Source organism: Fluviicoccus sp., assembly GCF_030646115.1.
Classification (GTDB): Bacteria; Pseudomonadota; Gammaproteobacteria; order Pseudomonadales; family Moraxellaceae; genus Fluviicoccus.
This window is the reverse complement of the sequence record NZ_JAUSMX010000023.1, coordinates 12,340-25,350: the sequence shown is the minus strand read 5'-3', so window position 1 is coordinate 25,350 and position 13,011 is coordinate 12,340. Positions and strand designations below refer to the sequence as shown.

Sequence of the window (13,011 nt, the reverse complement as noted above, 5' to 3'; positions counted from 1 at the left end):
CGTCTTTCAGTACGGCTTGACCCTGTCGATCGTGTGTGATTAGCTGACTCTCGGACTTCGGTCGGCCGCTTCTGGCCGCCAATATTTTACATGACTGACCTCGGAAGATTCTCATGACAACCTCTCCCGTTCACTGGCCTTGGTATGTTGCCGAATTTGTGGTGACCGAGACTCTTGCAAACAGTACGCCGCACTTCTCCATCCATGCTTATTTGATTTGGGCGCATAGTCCGGAAAATGCTTATATCAATGCCAAAAACCTGGAGCTGGCGCTTGGGGAAAAGTTGCGGCATGCGCACCGCGAATCAACCGGCAGCGACGATACCGAGTACCGCTGCATGGGCATTCACGAACTGAGCACCCTGCATGTGGACGAACTGCATAACGGCATCCATTTATCCGTCGTTCGCTGGCCTAACGACGACGCCCCTATCATTCGTGAAATGCCGGATCTGGCCTTGTATCAGGAGCTTTCGGGAGCTTGAATGACCAAACGGCCGGCAAGTTAAGATTGACGCCTTTAAAGGTTGTTCAGATGGTGGCTCAAGGCCTCGCGCACCGGCCCGAATGAACGGCGGTGCTCCAGGATCGGCCCGAATTCCTTCAAGGCTGCCAAGTGTTTTGCGGTGGGATATCCCTTATGCTCCGCAAAGCCGTACTGCGGATAACGCTCATGCAACCGTAGCATTTCCGCATCCCGCGCCACCTTGGCCAGTATGCTGGCGGCGCTGATGGCCGGCACCAGCGCGTCACCTTTGACCACGGCCTGACAGGGATAGGTCAGCATGGGGCAGCGATTTCCATCCACCAACACAAAATCAGGGTGTTCCTTCAGGCCGTTGACCGCCCGCTGCATGGCCAGCATGGTAGCCTTCAGGATATTGATTTCATCAATTTCAATGCGCTCGGCGCGGCCCAGACTCCATGCCAGGGCCTTCTCGCGAATCTCCACCGCCAGCTCTTCCCGGCGCTTCTCGGACAGCTTCTTGGAGTCTTTCAGCCCGCTGATGGGGCGCGACGGGTCCAGGATCACCGCTGCTGTCACCACCGCTCCCACCAAGGGGCCGCGACCGACTTCATCCACTCCGGCAATGCGGGTGTACTGCGCAAAAATCTGTTCCAGTTCCACGTTATCGGGCCTCAAGTAATTGTTGTATGGCTTCGGCGCCGGTTTCACTGCCATTCACCTGCATGCTGCGGTGAATGGCAGCAAAGCGGCTGATACGGCTGTCACGATAGTCGGCATCATCCAGCCACTGGCTGGCTGCGTCCGTGACGGCTTGCGGAGTAGCGGCTCCCTGCAACAACTCGGGAACCAGCGTGTCATCCGCCAGCAGGTTGGGCAGACTGAAAAAGCGGGAAGTGACCATGTAGCGCACCAACAGGTAAGTCAGCCAGTGCATCTTGTAGAGCACCACCATCGGCCGCTTCAGCAACATGGCTTCGAGCGTAGCGGTTCCGGAGGCCATGATCACCAGATCCGCCGCCCCCATCACCAAGCGGCCGACACCAGCCCCGTAACGCTCATCGGCAATCCGTGCATTCAGGCCGGATTCGGCCAGCAAGGCTGTAATCTGCTCGCGCCGGAAACTGTTGATGGCCGGAATGACAAACTCGGCATCCGGGTACTTTTGGGCCAGTTTCTTCCCCGCCTCGAACAACACCGGAGCCAAACGACTGACCTCTCCCCCCCGGCTGCCCGGCAGCAAGGCAATCACTTTGGCGTCCGGGGCAATACCCAGTTGCTGCCGGGCATGACGAACGTCATGTTCCAGTGGGATGCTGTCGGCCAGCGGATGGCCGACAAATACGGCCTTGAGTTCATGCCGGTCGTAGAACGCCTTTTCAAAAGGCAACAGGCACAACATCAGGTCAATGGCGGCCTTGATCTTGTGAATGCGGCCCTGCCGCCATGCCCAGACTGTGGGGCTGACGTAATGCACGGTCGGAATACCCGCCAATTTCAGCGACGGCGCCACACGCAGGTTGAAGTCGGGAGCATCAATCCCGATGAAACAATCAATCTTTTCCTCAATGAAACGACGTTGTAACTCATCACGGATGGAAAACAGCTCACGGATTCGGCCAAGTACTTCAACCAAGCCCATCACAGACAACCGCTCCATCGGAAACCAGCTTTCACCGCCCGCTTCCTGCATTTGCGGCCCGCAAATACCCACAAAACGGGCGTCCGGATAGCGTTTCTTCAGGGCGCGGATCAGTCCCGCTCCCAGCGTATCGCCGGAAACTTCACCGGCAACAATGCCGAAGACGGGTTTGGGGCGGATCGGGTTCATAAGCACTCTGCCGTCGTTCTATGGAAAGGCATCATCCCACCAGCTCGAACGAGTTCTCGGGGTGAATCATCAGCGCCGTCGCCTCGGCATGGCGGATCTTCTCGCACAAGGCCTCGACGCTGCCACCGCGATGACGGCGGCGGCTATCCACCAACAGCACAAATTCGACATTCACCGGCTTTGATGAAAATCGCTGCGAACTGACACGGTAACGCTTGTAGGGGCGACAGAAAACTTCGGTATGGCCCTTGCTGATGCAGGTCGAAACCATGCCTTCCAGCGGAATCATGCCATCGGTGCTGTAACTGGTGAGAATATAGTGCGCATCCAGATTTTCCATCATCGCCGCATAAGCCGTCCAAGCTTCACTGCGATAGTTATAGGCGCTGCGGCGTTCGGTTTTCCAGTCTTCCCGGATAGCCGATTTGTTGCGACCCTCGATCTTGGGTGTCACGGACGGCTTGTCCCACAAGGACAGGCTGTTCAGCACATGATAATTGCTGCCATACGGATGCTGATTGTAAGGCGGATCCAGATAGGCTACATCGACCGGTATTTTTTCCGACGCCAGATACTGCACCAACTGATGGCAATCGAATTGGTAAACCTCGTTATCCCGGCCGTTGTCGCAAAACAGTGCCGGCTTCAGATCCACTTCCGACAGAATGCGATACAACGCCGTTCCGGTCTGCCCTCCCCAGCCGCGATGGAACGCCTTGAACAAACCGCTGGTATTGCTGGTGTAACTCGCCTGATAGAGCAATGGCGCCAACAGGCAGGATTTCTCCGCTGTACTCAGCACCCCTTGATGATCCCAGAGTTCAATGCGGTCCCGCATGGCGTCCAGCCGCATGCCATTGGCGCGGGTATAGAACATCCGGTCGCGCTCGACATCAAAATGGATATCGTCGTCCGGGCACAAATGGCGGGTCACCCAGTCTTCACGGGGGTCCAGACTGTTCAGCAGTGCCAGGGCGCGCTCATAGCCGCCCAGTTCTGCAAACAGCGGCGGCTGGTTACAGCCGACATGGCAGGCGTTGATATCGTAGGAGTACGGTTCCCAATCGTTGGCAATGACCCGGAAACCCAGGCGCTTGGCCATCCGCGCCACCACCCCGGATCCGGCAAACAGATCCAGAAAAGTCGCCTTCGCCGGATCCACTTCCGTAAACTCGATGGACTGCTGCAACAGACCGAGCAACTTGCGCTTGTTGCCGATATAGGGAATGAGCTGCTGGAAAACGTAATCCTGCGTCCAGGCGGCGGCATGATTTTCTTTCTGGTACTGAAACATGGGCTTGGCCTGGCTGATCGAACTGTCCGGAGACAGCATGAACGCAAAACAGCCTGCTCGGTAAAACCGGCAGGCAGTGGAAACCGACTATAACGGTTAGCGCGTGATTCCGCGACTGGAAGATTTCAGGGAGTCGATCAACAGGCCGACTTCCGGGCAAACCGGCAGCAAATCCTGCTCCAGTTGCCGAATCGCCTCCTCCATGGTCAGGCTCTGGCGATAAACTATCCGGTAAGCGCGTTTCAGGTTATTGATGGTTTCGCTGGTCCAGCCGCGACGGCGCATGCCTTCGAAATTCATGCCGGCAGCCTGGGCTGGGTTACCGGACACCATGACAAAGGCCGGCACATCCTTCAGGATCAGGCTGCCGCCGCCCACCATGCTGTAGGACGACAGCACACAGAACTGGTGAATGCCGGAATTGCCCCCGACGATGACGCTGTTGCCCACCTTAACATGACCGGCGATGCCGACATTGTTGGCGAAAATGCAGTCATCTCCCACCACACAATCATGCGCCACATGGGAATTGACCATGAACAGGTTACGGCTGCCAATCTTGGTCAGGGCATGATCCTGCACGGTGCCGCGATGGATGGTGCAGGCCTCGCGGATGACATTGTCATCCCCGATTTCCAGATAGGTCGGCTCACCCTTGTACTTCTTGTCCTGGCAATCTTCGCCCACGGAGGAAAACTGGAAAATCCGATTGTTGCGGCCGATCCGGGTATGCCCCTTGATCACCACATGCGGCCCGATCTCGCACCCTTCGCCAATCTCGACATCAGGGCCGATGATGGTATAGGGATGAATGATGACCCCTTCGGCGATCCTGGCCCGACTGTCCACAATGGCGGTTGGATGAATCTGCATTACATTACCTGCTCGGCTACCAGAATGTCAGAGGTGGCGGCCAGTTCGTCACCCACCATGGCGCGGCAGGTAAATTTATAGATATGGCGTTTGCTGGTGACCAGCTCAGCGTGCAATGTCAGTGTATCACCGGGAATCACCTGCCGCTTGAAGCGCGTATTGTCAGCACCCACAAACAGATAGATGTAACCATCGGCAGGTCTTCTGCCTGTGGTGACAAAGCCGAGGATACCCGCTATCTGGGCCATGGCTTCAACAATCAGAACTCCGGGCATGATCGGCTTGTTCGGAAAGTGTCCGCTGAAAAATTCTTCGTTGATGGTCAGGTTCTTGTAGCCGGTAATGCTCTTCCCCAGCTCGATGTCGGTAACCCGGTCAACCAGCAAAAAAGGATAACGATGTGGAAGATATTCACGAATCGTTTGCACATACAGCGGGAGTTTCACATTGTCCGTCATCTGGGCTCTCAATCAGTTTTCGAGGTTAACTGCTGCACAAGCCCCTCCAACTCGCGCAATCGTCTGGCCATATCGTCCAGTTTTTTCAGGCGTACCGCGGATTTTCTCCAGTTCTCGGTACTGTCGAAAGCCGTACCCGACGAATAACTGCCGGGTTTGGTTATGGACTTGGTCACCATGGTCATGCCGGTGAGGCGGACCTTGTCACAAATTTCAATGTGGCCCGCCAAGCCGACACCGCCGGCAAAGACACACCAGGCACCGATTTTAGTACTTCCGGATATGCCACAACAACCGGCAATTGCGGTATGCGGACCGATTTCGACATTGTGGGCGATATGCACCAGGTTATCAATGATCACACCCTGATGAATCACGGTATCGTCCAGCGCGCCGCGATCAATGCAGGTGCCCGAACCGATGTCCACATCATCATGAATCACCACCCGGCCGATCTGGGCAATCTTGTTCCAGCGGCCGCCGGCGGGCACAAATCCGAAACCATCATCGCCAATGACCACCCCGGAATGGATAAGCACGCGGTCACCCAGCACACAATCATGGTGTATGGTGGAATTGGCCCTGAGCCTGCATCCTGCGCCAATACGGACCCGGGCTCCGACAAACACCCCCGCCTCAATGACCGAACCCGCGCCAATGGTGGCTCCCGCCTCGATCACCGCACAAGCTGCCACTGACACACCGGGCGCCAGGACGGCCTCCGGGTGCACCACCGACTGAGGATGGATAACGGCCTCCGGGCGCGGAGTCCGGTCGAAAAGATGGGTCAATCCGGCATAGATGGCGTAAGGGTTGGCGACAATCAGGGCATTGCCGTCAAATCCCTCGGCATCTTCCGCATTCAGCAATACCGCGCCTGCACCGGTCGCGGCCAGCGCCGAACGGTAAAGCGGATTGGCCAGAAACGAAAGCTGGTGCGGCCCGGCGCTTTTCAGGGTTCCCAAACCATCAATACGGCAGGCTCCGTCACCGCGCAACTGTGCGCCGGTACGGTCGGCCAGTTCGGACAGCGTCCAGCTTTTCATTCTGATCTTCCCGCTTATTTGGCGGCCGGAGCGTTCATGGCCGCATTCAGCTTGGTGGTGATTTCCTTGGTGATGTCGTTGGCCGCATCGGACCAGATCACGTTCTTGCGTTCGACTATCATATCGATTTTTTTGGTCTTGCGGATTTCATCCACGGCCGCTTCCAGCTTGGGATACATCTTCTGGATCATTTCCTGCTGCACATCCTGAGCGCGCTTCTGCACGGCCTGCGCCAGGTTATTGAACTCCTCCAGCTTCTGACGCGCTTGGGTTTGCAACTCGCCCTTTTCCTTGTCGCTCATGATAGACGAGTTCTTCTGGAACTTTTCCTCGATGCCCGACAATTCCTTGCGCAACAACTCCAGCCGCTCACGTTGCGGCTTCATGTCGGCGTTCAGTTTCACGAACGTATTCTTGGCGTAGTCAGTAGACATGACGGCGGAGGTGCTGTCAGCCACCACGACATTGGTGGCATGAGCAACTGCTGCGGAAGCCACACCCAACACCAGCGCCATTATTTTCATCGTTGAACGCATAACCCTCACTCCTGCGGAAACGCCTGCCTTATAGAGACTGGCCAATAGTAAATTGGAACGCTTGTGTTTCATCACCCGGCTGCTTGTTCAGGGGACGGGACAAACTGAATGTCAACGGACCGATCGCGGTCAACCAGGCCAGCGACACGCCGGCCGAATAACGTATTTCACCCAGATCCAGATTGTAACCGGGCAACTCCGTGTGATACGCCATGCCCGAATCCACAAACAGCACCGTCCGCAACTGACGGTTGTCTCGGGCAAACGGTGTAGGCACGATCAGCTCGACACCGTTTTCGACAAGAATATTGCCGCCTACATACTCGGGATCGGGATCTGTGGCGCTGGTACCGCTGCGCGGCCCCAGGCGGTTGTCACGCCAACCCCGGACCGAGCCATAGCCCCCGGCAAAAAAGTTCTTGTAGAACGGCAACTTGTACCCGTAGCCGAGCTCCGTTCTGAGGCGGACGCTGAAATCATCATTGAGCGGAAAATAAACCTGACCGCTGTAGCTGAGCTTGAAATAGTCCACATCGCTGCCGGGCAACGCCAGATCGAAGCCGACCCGTTGCGAAACACCCTTGGTGGCGAAAACGCCCCGGTTCAGCGTGTTCTGGTTCCAGGCAACCGTGGCGGTGTATGTGGAAATGCTCTTGCCGTATTCCGCCACGAAATCGTTGACCAACTGCGCCGCCAGCCCGCCGGTCGTAATATCGGTCAGATCGCCGCCCAAGGCCAGGCTGATGCTCTTGGTTTCATCAATCGGATAACTGAAACTGATGTTGCCGCCTTTGGAGTCCGTGACATAGGTGCTGACGTTCAGGTTGTCCAGCTTGGTCTTGCGGTAGTAAAGGTTATAGCCGCGACTGATGCCGTCCAGAGTGAAATACGGATCCACAAAGGACAGGTTGTAGGAGTCACTGGTGTCGGAGCGATTCAAGTTGACGCCAACCTTGTTGCCGGTGCCCAGGAAGTTGTTCTGGCTGACGCTGAAGGTGAAGATGATACCGGCGCCCTGCGAGTAGCCCAGACTGGCCGACAAGGTACCGGAGGGTTGCTCTTCCACCCGGACATTGACATCGACTTGATCATTGCTGTTCGGGACTCGCGGCGTTTCCACCGTCACATCTTTAAAGAAGCCCAGCCGTTGCAGGCGCAACTTGGACAAATCCAGCTTGTCGGATGCCGCCAGAGAACCTTCAAACTGGCGCATTTCACGGCGTAACACAGTTTCATCAGTTTTCAGGTTACCCTGGAAACTGATGCGGCGCACATAAGTCGGCTTGCCGGGATTGACGTAGAAATTGAGGTTGACCTTGCGGGCGGCCTCATCAATATCCGGCGCAGGATTGACTTCAGCAAAGAGGAAGCCGTCGTTACCGAGGCGCGCCCGCAGCAATTTTTCACTGGCGGATACCAACTGCTGGGAGAAGGTGGTTCCCGGCACAATCAGCAGCAGCTTCTTCAGCTCTTGTTCTTCAACCGGCAACTCGCCCATCAGCCGGGCCTCGCCGAAGGTATATTTCTCCCCTTCGACCATGTTCACATCGACAAACACCTTGCGCTTGTCAGGACTCAGCGTGACCTGCGTGGAGGTGATGGTGAAGTTGATATAACCACGATCCAGATACCAGGAACGTATGGCTTCCAGATCGCCATTCAACCGCTCGCGGGAATACTTGTCGTCACTTTTGTAGAACGAAGTGAAGTGTGACGGCTTGAGCTGGAAGACCTCGGTCAGCTCCTCATCACTGAAGGCGCTATTGCCGACAAAGTTGATGGCCTTGATGCGCGCCGGGGTGCCTTCCTCGATCTTGATATTGAGCGCCACCCGGTTGCGGGGCTTGGGTGTGGAAACCACGCTAATGACTGCGTCATAACGCCCCTGCCCCATGTACTGCCGCTCAAGCTCGCCCTTGATGTGATCCAGCGTGGAACGGCGATAGACTTCACCCTCGGTCAGGTCGGCTTTCTTGAGCGCCTCCATCAGGGTGTCGGTGTCAATCGCCTTGTTGCCTTCCAGCTTGACTTCGGTAATGGAGGGACGTTCGGTCAACCGGAAGACCAGCACATCTCCCTCGCGTTCGGCGGAGATATCCTCGAAATTTCCGGATTTGAACAGGCTGCGGATCGCTTCCGCCACCCGCTCATCGGTCGCCAGATCACCACCGGCCAACGGCAGCAGGGCATAGACACTAGCAGGAGAAACCCGCATCAGGCCTTCAAGACGGATATCCCGGACAGTGAAGCTGTCGGCGTTCGCCGCCCAGCCCGTCGCGCCGATCAGCAAACCCAACGCCAGTTTAGACAACCGCTTGCGCATAAAAAGTTCAATCCCCGTGCAGACACTTGGGCGCCAAGCGCCGTCCGCACCTTCTAGTCAAACCGCTTAACTGAACTGGCGCACCAGATCATTGAATATGGCGAGCAGCATCAGGCTGCCCATGATTGCGATACCGGCCTTCAAGCCCCATTCCTGAATCCTTTCCGGCAAGGGCCTGCCCAGCAAACCCTCTATGGTGTAAAACAACAGATGCCCGCCATCCAGCACCGGAATCGGCAACAGGTTCAACACCCCCAGACTGACACTCAACAACGCCATGAACCCGATCAGGGGTTCCCAGCCGATACTGGCGGTATGCCCGGCAACCTTGGCAATGGTGATGGGGCCGCTGAGATTGTCGAGTCCGATCAATCCCACCACCATTTTCCCCAGCGAAACCAGGGTCATGTCTATCAGGTTGCCGGTCTTTCGGAATGCCTCGACCAGCGCCGAGGCGGGATCATAATCCTGTTTCTGGAGATATGCGGGGGGAATTTCGAGATTCTGGGCGCTGATGCCGATATCCAGCTTGCCCTCTCTGGAGCCCAACTCATCTTTTTGGGCGCGGGGGGTCAAGGTCAGGGTCAGCTTTGTTCCGGCCCGCTGAATGTCTGCCGTAAAGGATTTTTCAGGATGCGCCCGCACCACCTCAACAAAATCCTGCCAGGTTCGAATCGACTGCCCATTGATCGCCAGCACGCGATCACCGGATTTCATGCCCTGTGTATCGGCCGGCCCCCCGCTCTTGACATCGCCAATGACCGGGTCCAGCGGCGGCTGGTAGGGAGTAAAGCCCAAGGCGCGCAGCGGATCATCGCCGGCTGTCTTCAAATAATGACTGACTTGCAGCGGCAGTTCCACCGGGCGGGAGCCGCCTTTGGGCATCACCGTCAGGGTGATGCGGCCGCTTTCACCCATGCGGTCCACCAGGGCATAGGTCACCTTTTCCCAGTCCCGGGTGTCCCGGCCGTCCACTTTCAGGATTTCATCACCCGTCTTGAGTCCCGCCACCGCCGCCGGCGACTGCTCACGCACCGAACCGACCACGGTGCGCAGGGTTTCCATGCCCTGCATGAACAGAATCCAGAACAGGAATACGGCAAACGCCAGGTTGATCAGCGGGCCGGCCGCAACAATGGCCATGCGCGCCGGGACGGACTGGCGGTTGAAGGCGCGCGGAATATCCGCTTCAGGAACCTCACCCTCCCGCTCATCCGCCATCTTCACGTATCCGCCCAGGGGAATGGCGGCAATACGGTACTCAGTGCCGTCTTTGGCGGTGCGCGACCAGAGCGCCGGACCAAACCCGATGGAAAAGGTCAGGACTTTGACGCCCAGACGCCGGGCGACCCAGAAATGACCGAACTCATGGATGGCGATGAGCGGTCCAAGAACGATGATTGCGGCCAGCAGGATTTGCAGAATGTCCATAAAAACCGTCACGCTCGACACAAGGGGAGGCAGGCCAGGGCAGCCTTGCGGGCAGCCTGGTCAGCGGCGAGGATTGTGTCCAGATTGTCGGCGGGACTCATTGGCAATTGTGTAAGCACCCGTTCGATGACACCGGGAATGGCGCGAAAGGAAATTTGCCGGTCGAGGAAAGCGGCGACCGCAACCTCATTGGCCGCGTTGAGGATGGCCGGGGCCGTGCCGCCCGACTCCATGGCTTCACGAGCCAGCCGCAGGCAGGGAAAACGGGCCTCATCCGGCGCCTGGAAGTCCAGCACATAGCGGGTGAGGTCCAGCCGCGCCACACCGGCTTGGATGCGTTCCGGCCAAGCCAGGGCATGGGCGATGGGCGTGCGCATGTCAGGGTTGCCCAGTTGCGCCAGTGTGGAGCCGTCCACATACTGCACCAGCGAATGAATAATGCTTTGCGGGTGCACCAGCACCTCTATCTGGTCGGGACGGGCGTCAAACAACCAGCAGGCTTCGATGAACTCCAGCCCCTTGTTCATCAGCGTGGCGGAATCCACAGAAATCTTCCGGCCCATGCTCCAGTTCGGATGCTTGCAGGCCTGCTCGGGAGTGACATCCTGCAACTGATCCTCCGCCAGCAGCCTGAACGGCCCGCCGGACGCGGTGAGCAAAATTTTCTCCACCCCGCCGTGGGCCAGTCCTGACTGACCGGCAGGCAAACACTGGAAGATGGCATTATGCTCGGAATCAATGGGCAGCAGCTTGGCTCCATGTTCGCGCACGGCTGCCATGAATAGGCCCCCGGCCATGACCAGCGATTCCTTGTTGGCCAGCAGCACCTTCTTCCCGGCCCTCACCGCCGCCAGCGTGGGCAGCAGTCCGGCAGCGCCGACAATGGCCGCCATGACCGTGTCGCAATCCGGATGGGCGGCGACAGCCGCCAGTGCAGCATCCCCGACCAGCACTTCCGTATGTACATTGGCCAGCCTGACCTGCAAGCGGACGCCGTCCTCGGCCCTACTGACCACGGCATAGCGCGGAGTGAACCGCTGGCACAGGGCGGCCAACTCTTCCACCCGGCTGTGCGCCGTCAGGGCGAATACCTGATAACGGTCCGGGTGCCGGGCAATGACATCCAGCGTGCTTTGCCCGATGGAGCCGGTGGCGCCAAGAACGGTAATACGCTGCATGAATTCAGAAGCCTCCGGACAACAACCAGCCCAGTGCGAAAACCGGGGCGGCGGCCGTGAGGCTGTCAATACGGTCCAGAGCACCGCCATGACCCGGGAAGATACTACCCGAATCCTTCACTCCGGCATGGCGCTTGACCATGGATTCGACCAGATCACCCAGCACCGAGGCAAAAACCGTCATCAGGGATAAACCGGCAAACGCAATGAACCGGATTAGCGGCAGTTCACGGTAGAAGCCGACGGCAGCCATGATCACCATGGTTAGCGCCAGCCCGCCCAGCATGCCCTCGATAGTCTTGCCCGGGCTGACAGCCGGCGCCAGCTTGCGTTTGCCGATGGCGCGACCGGTAAAATAGGCACCGGTGTCAGCGCCCCAGACCAGCAGGAAGAGATACATCAGCCACCAGGGGGATACCTGATGCAGATAAACCAGACCTGACCACGCCGGCACCAGCAGGATCAGCCCCATCGGCAGCAGTACAATACCTTTAGCCCACCAGCGCGCCGATTCCGGATACCAGATCACCATGCGCACTGCGATCAGCCAGAATACGGATGCCGCCGCGAACAACGGTGTACGCAGTCCGGCCAGCGCGGGAAAGCTCATGGCGATGACACCGGCGACAACCAGCGCGGTAAACGCACCCCGCCCCAGCGGGCTCGCCACTTTCATCAGCGCCGTCCATTCCCAGGCGCCAACCATGACCAGTGTTCCGGCCAAGGCCATGAAAGCGGCCGACCCCTGGGCTCCGAACACGCACCACAGCACGATGGGGAGCAGGATCAACGCCGTAATGATGCGTTCCTTAAGCATGTCGGTTTTCTACCTGTGCGCTGGTGCGGCCGAATCGGCGTTGTCGGCGGGCGTAATCGGCCAAGGCCTCGTCCAGCGACGCGGGATCGAAGTCCGGCCAGAGTTTTTCGGAAAAATAGAATTCGGCGTAGGCCGCCTGCCACAGCACGAAATTGCTGATGCGCAACTCGCCGCCGGTGCGGATGAGCAGGTCCACCGGCGGCAGGTCGGACATCTGCACCTGCTGCTGGAGATGAGCGGTATCAATGTCCTCCGGACGCAAGGTTCCGGCCTGAACCTGCCGGGCCAGTTCCTGGGCGGCATTGGCAACATCCCACTGCCCGCCGTAACTGGCGGCAATCACCAGCGTCATGCCGGTATTGGCGGCGGTCTTGGCCTCACCCGCCGCCATGCCGTCCTGCAGAATCCGGGCGAACATGGCGCGGTCGCCAATAAAGCGCACCCGGATATTGTGCCGGTGCAGATCTTCAACCTGCTTCTCCAGCGCATGCAGGAACAACTTCATCAGCAGCGTGACTTCGTTTTCAGGACGACGCCAGTTTTCGCTGGAAAAGGCAAAAACGGTCAACACCTCGACGCCCTGACGGGCCGCATGCTCGACAATCTTGTGCAAGGCCGACTCACCGGCCTTGTGGCCGGCGCCGCCGGGCAGCAGGCGTTTCTTCGCCCAGCGGTTGTTGCCATCCATGATGATGGCGACATGGCGCGGCAGAGCTGAACCGCCGGTGCTGTCGAGGTCTGGCGCTGAACTCACGGAA

13 protein-coding genes are annotated in these 13,011 nt (G+C 58.2%); 1 reads left to right on the top strand and 12 read right to left on the bottom strand.

Going from position 1 to position 13,011, the window contains the following annotated elements:
* Nucleotides 1–113 precede the first annotated feature (113 nt).
* Nucleotides 114–485, top strand: a complete 372-nt coding sequence (locus tag Q7T36_RS15050; RefSeq protein ID WP_304850410.1) for a hypothetical protein — start codon at nt 114–116, stop codon at nt 483–485.
* A 35-nt stretch (nt 486–520) separates the two neighbouring features.
* Here the strand turns inward: Q7T36_RS15050 and rnhB are convergent, their stop codons facing one another.
* The 12 genes from rnhB to uppS form a co-directional block, all read right to left on the bottom strand.
* On the bottom strand, nt 521–1,144 hold the full coding sequence (gene rnhB / locus Q7T36_RS15045; RefSeq protein ID WP_304850407.1) for a ribonuclease HII: 624 nt from the start codon (nt 1,142–1,144) through the stop codon (nt 521–523).
* On the bottom strand, nt 1,131–2,297 hold the full coding sequence (lpxB, locus tag Q7T36_RS15040) for a lipid-A-disaccharide synthase (protein ID WP_304850404.1): 1,167 nt from the start codon (nt 2,295–2,297) through the stop codon (nt 1,131–1,133). The genes rnhB and lpxB overlap by 14 nt, the downstream gene beginning before the upstream one ends.
* 31 nt (nt 2,298–2,328) lie before the next feature.
* Nucleotides 2,329–3,630 (bottom strand): DNA adenine methylase, encoded by a 1,302-nt coding sequence (locus Q7T36_RS15035; protein WP_304850401.1) that lies wholly within the window; start codon nt 3,628–3,630, stop codon nt 2,329–2,331.
* A 57-nt stretch (nt 3,631–3,687) separates the two neighbouring features.
* Nucleotides 3,688–4,464, bottom strand: a complete 777-nt coding sequence (lpxA, locus tag Q7T36_RS15030; protein WP_304850398.1) for an acyl-ACP--UDP-N-acetylglucosamine O-acyltransferase — start codon at nt 4,462–4,464, stop codon at nt 3,688–3,690.
* Nucleotides 4,464–4,922 carry a 3-hydroxyacyl-ACP dehydratase FabZ gene (gene fabZ / locus Q7T36_RS15025; protein ID WP_304850395.1) on the bottom strand — a complete coding sequence of 153 codons (459 nt, stop codon included), beginning with the start codon at nt 4,920–4,922 and terminating at the stop codon, nt 4,464–4,466. The genes lpxA and fabZ overlap by 1 nt, the downstream gene beginning before the upstream one ends.
* A gap of 8 nt (nt 4,923–4,930) precedes the next feature.
* Nucleotides 4,931–5,968, bottom strand: coding sequence for a UDP-3-O-(3-hydroxymyristoyl)glucosamine N-acyltransferase (lpxD, locus tag Q7T36_RS15020; protein WP_304850392.1), 1,038 nt, complete (start codon nt 5,966–5,968; stop codon nt 4,931–4,933).
* Between the two features lie 14 nt (nt 5,969–5,982).
* Nucleotides 5,983–6,504, bottom strand: coding sequence for an OmpH family outer membrane protein (locus Q7T36_RS15015; protein WP_304850389.1), 522 nt, complete (start codon nt 6,502–6,504; stop codon nt 5,983–5,985).
* Nucleotides 6,505–6,532: 28 nt separating this feature from the next.
* The gene (gene bamA, locus Q7T36_RS15010; RefSeq protein ID WP_304850386.1) at nt 6,533–8,827 is read right to left on the bottom strand and encodes an outer membrane protein assembly factor BamA; all 2,295 of its coding nucleotides are present in this window, start codon (nt 8,825–8,827) and stop codon (nt 6,533–6,535) included.
* Nucleotides 8,828–8,893: 66 nt separating this feature from the next.
* Entirely contained in the window at nt 8,894–10,258 is a 1,365-nt protein-coding gene (gene rseP / locus Q7T36_RS15005) for an RIP metalloprotease RseP (protein WP_304850383.1), read from the bottom strand.
* 8 nt (nt 10,259–10,266) lie between these two features.
* Nucleotides 10,267–11,436 carry a 1-deoxy-D-xylulose-5-phosphate reductoisomerase gene (gene ispC / locus Q7T36_RS15000; RefSeq protein ID WP_304850380.1) on the bottom strand — a complete coding sequence of 390 codons (1,170 nt, stop codon included), beginning with the start codon at nt 11,434–11,436 and terminating at the stop codon, nt 10,267–10,269.
* A gap of 4 nt (nt 11,437–11,440) precedes the next feature.
* Nucleotides 11,441–12,253 carry a phosphatidate cytidylyltransferase gene (locus Q7T36_RS14995; RefSeq protein ID WP_304850377.1) on the bottom strand — a complete coding sequence of 271 codons (813 nt, stop codon included), beginning with the start codon at nt 12,251–12,253 and terminating at the stop codon, nt 11,441–11,443.
* Nucleotides 12,246–13,007 carry a polyprenyl diphosphate synthase gene (gene uppS / locus Q7T36_RS14990; RefSeq protein ID WP_304850373.1) on the bottom strand — a complete coding sequence of 254 codons (762 nt, stop codon included), beginning with the start codon at nt 13,005–13,007 and terminating at the stop codon, nt 12,246–12,248. Before uppS ends, Q7T36_RS14995 begins: the two co-directional genes overlap by 8 nt.
* Nucleotides 13,008–13,011: the final 4 nt, after the last annotated feature.

Coding starts and splice junctions, on each gene's coding strand:
- Q7T36_RS15050 (WP_304850410.1), top strand. CDS start 114: ATGACAACCTCTCCCGTTCACTGGCCTTGGTATGTTGCCGAATTTGTG.
- lpxB (WP_304850404.1), bottom strand. CDS start 2,297: ATGAACCCGATCCGCCCCAAACCCGTCTTCGGCATTGTTGCCGGTGAA.
- Q7T36_RS15035 (WP_304850401.1), bottom strand. CDS start 3,630: ATGCTGTCTCCGGACAGTTCGATCAGCCAGGCCAAGCCCATGTTTCAG.
- lpxA (WP_304850398.1), bottom strand. CDS start 4,464: ATGCAGATTCATCCAACCGCCATTGTGGACAGTCGGGCCAGGATCGCC.
- fabZ (WP_304850395.1), bottom strand. CDS start 4,922: ATGACGGACAATGTGAAACTCCCGCTGTATGTGCAAACGATTCGTGAA.
- lpxD (WP_304850392.1), bottom strand. CDS start 5,968: ATGAAAAGCTGGACGCTGTCCGAACTGGCCGACCGTACCGGCGCACAG.
- Q7T36_RS15015 (WP_304850389.1), bottom strand. CDS start 6,504: ATGCGTTCAACGATGAAAATAATGGCGCTGGTGTTGGGTGTGGCTTCC.
- bamA (WP_304850386.1), bottom strand. CDS start 8,827: ATGCGCAAGCGGTTGTCTAAACTGGCGTTGGGTTTGCTGATCGGCGCG.
- rseP (WP_304850383.1), bottom strand. CDS start 10,258: ATGGACATTCTGCAAATCCTGCTGGCCGCAATCATCGTTCTTGGACCG.
- ispC (WP_304850380.1), bottom strand. CDS start 11,436: ATGCAGCGTATTACCGTTCTTGGCGCCACCGGCTCCATCGGGCAAAGC.
- Q7T36_RS14995 (WP_304850377.1), bottom strand. CDS start 12,253: ATGCTTAAGGAACGCATCATTACGGCGTTGATCCTGCTCCCCATCGTG.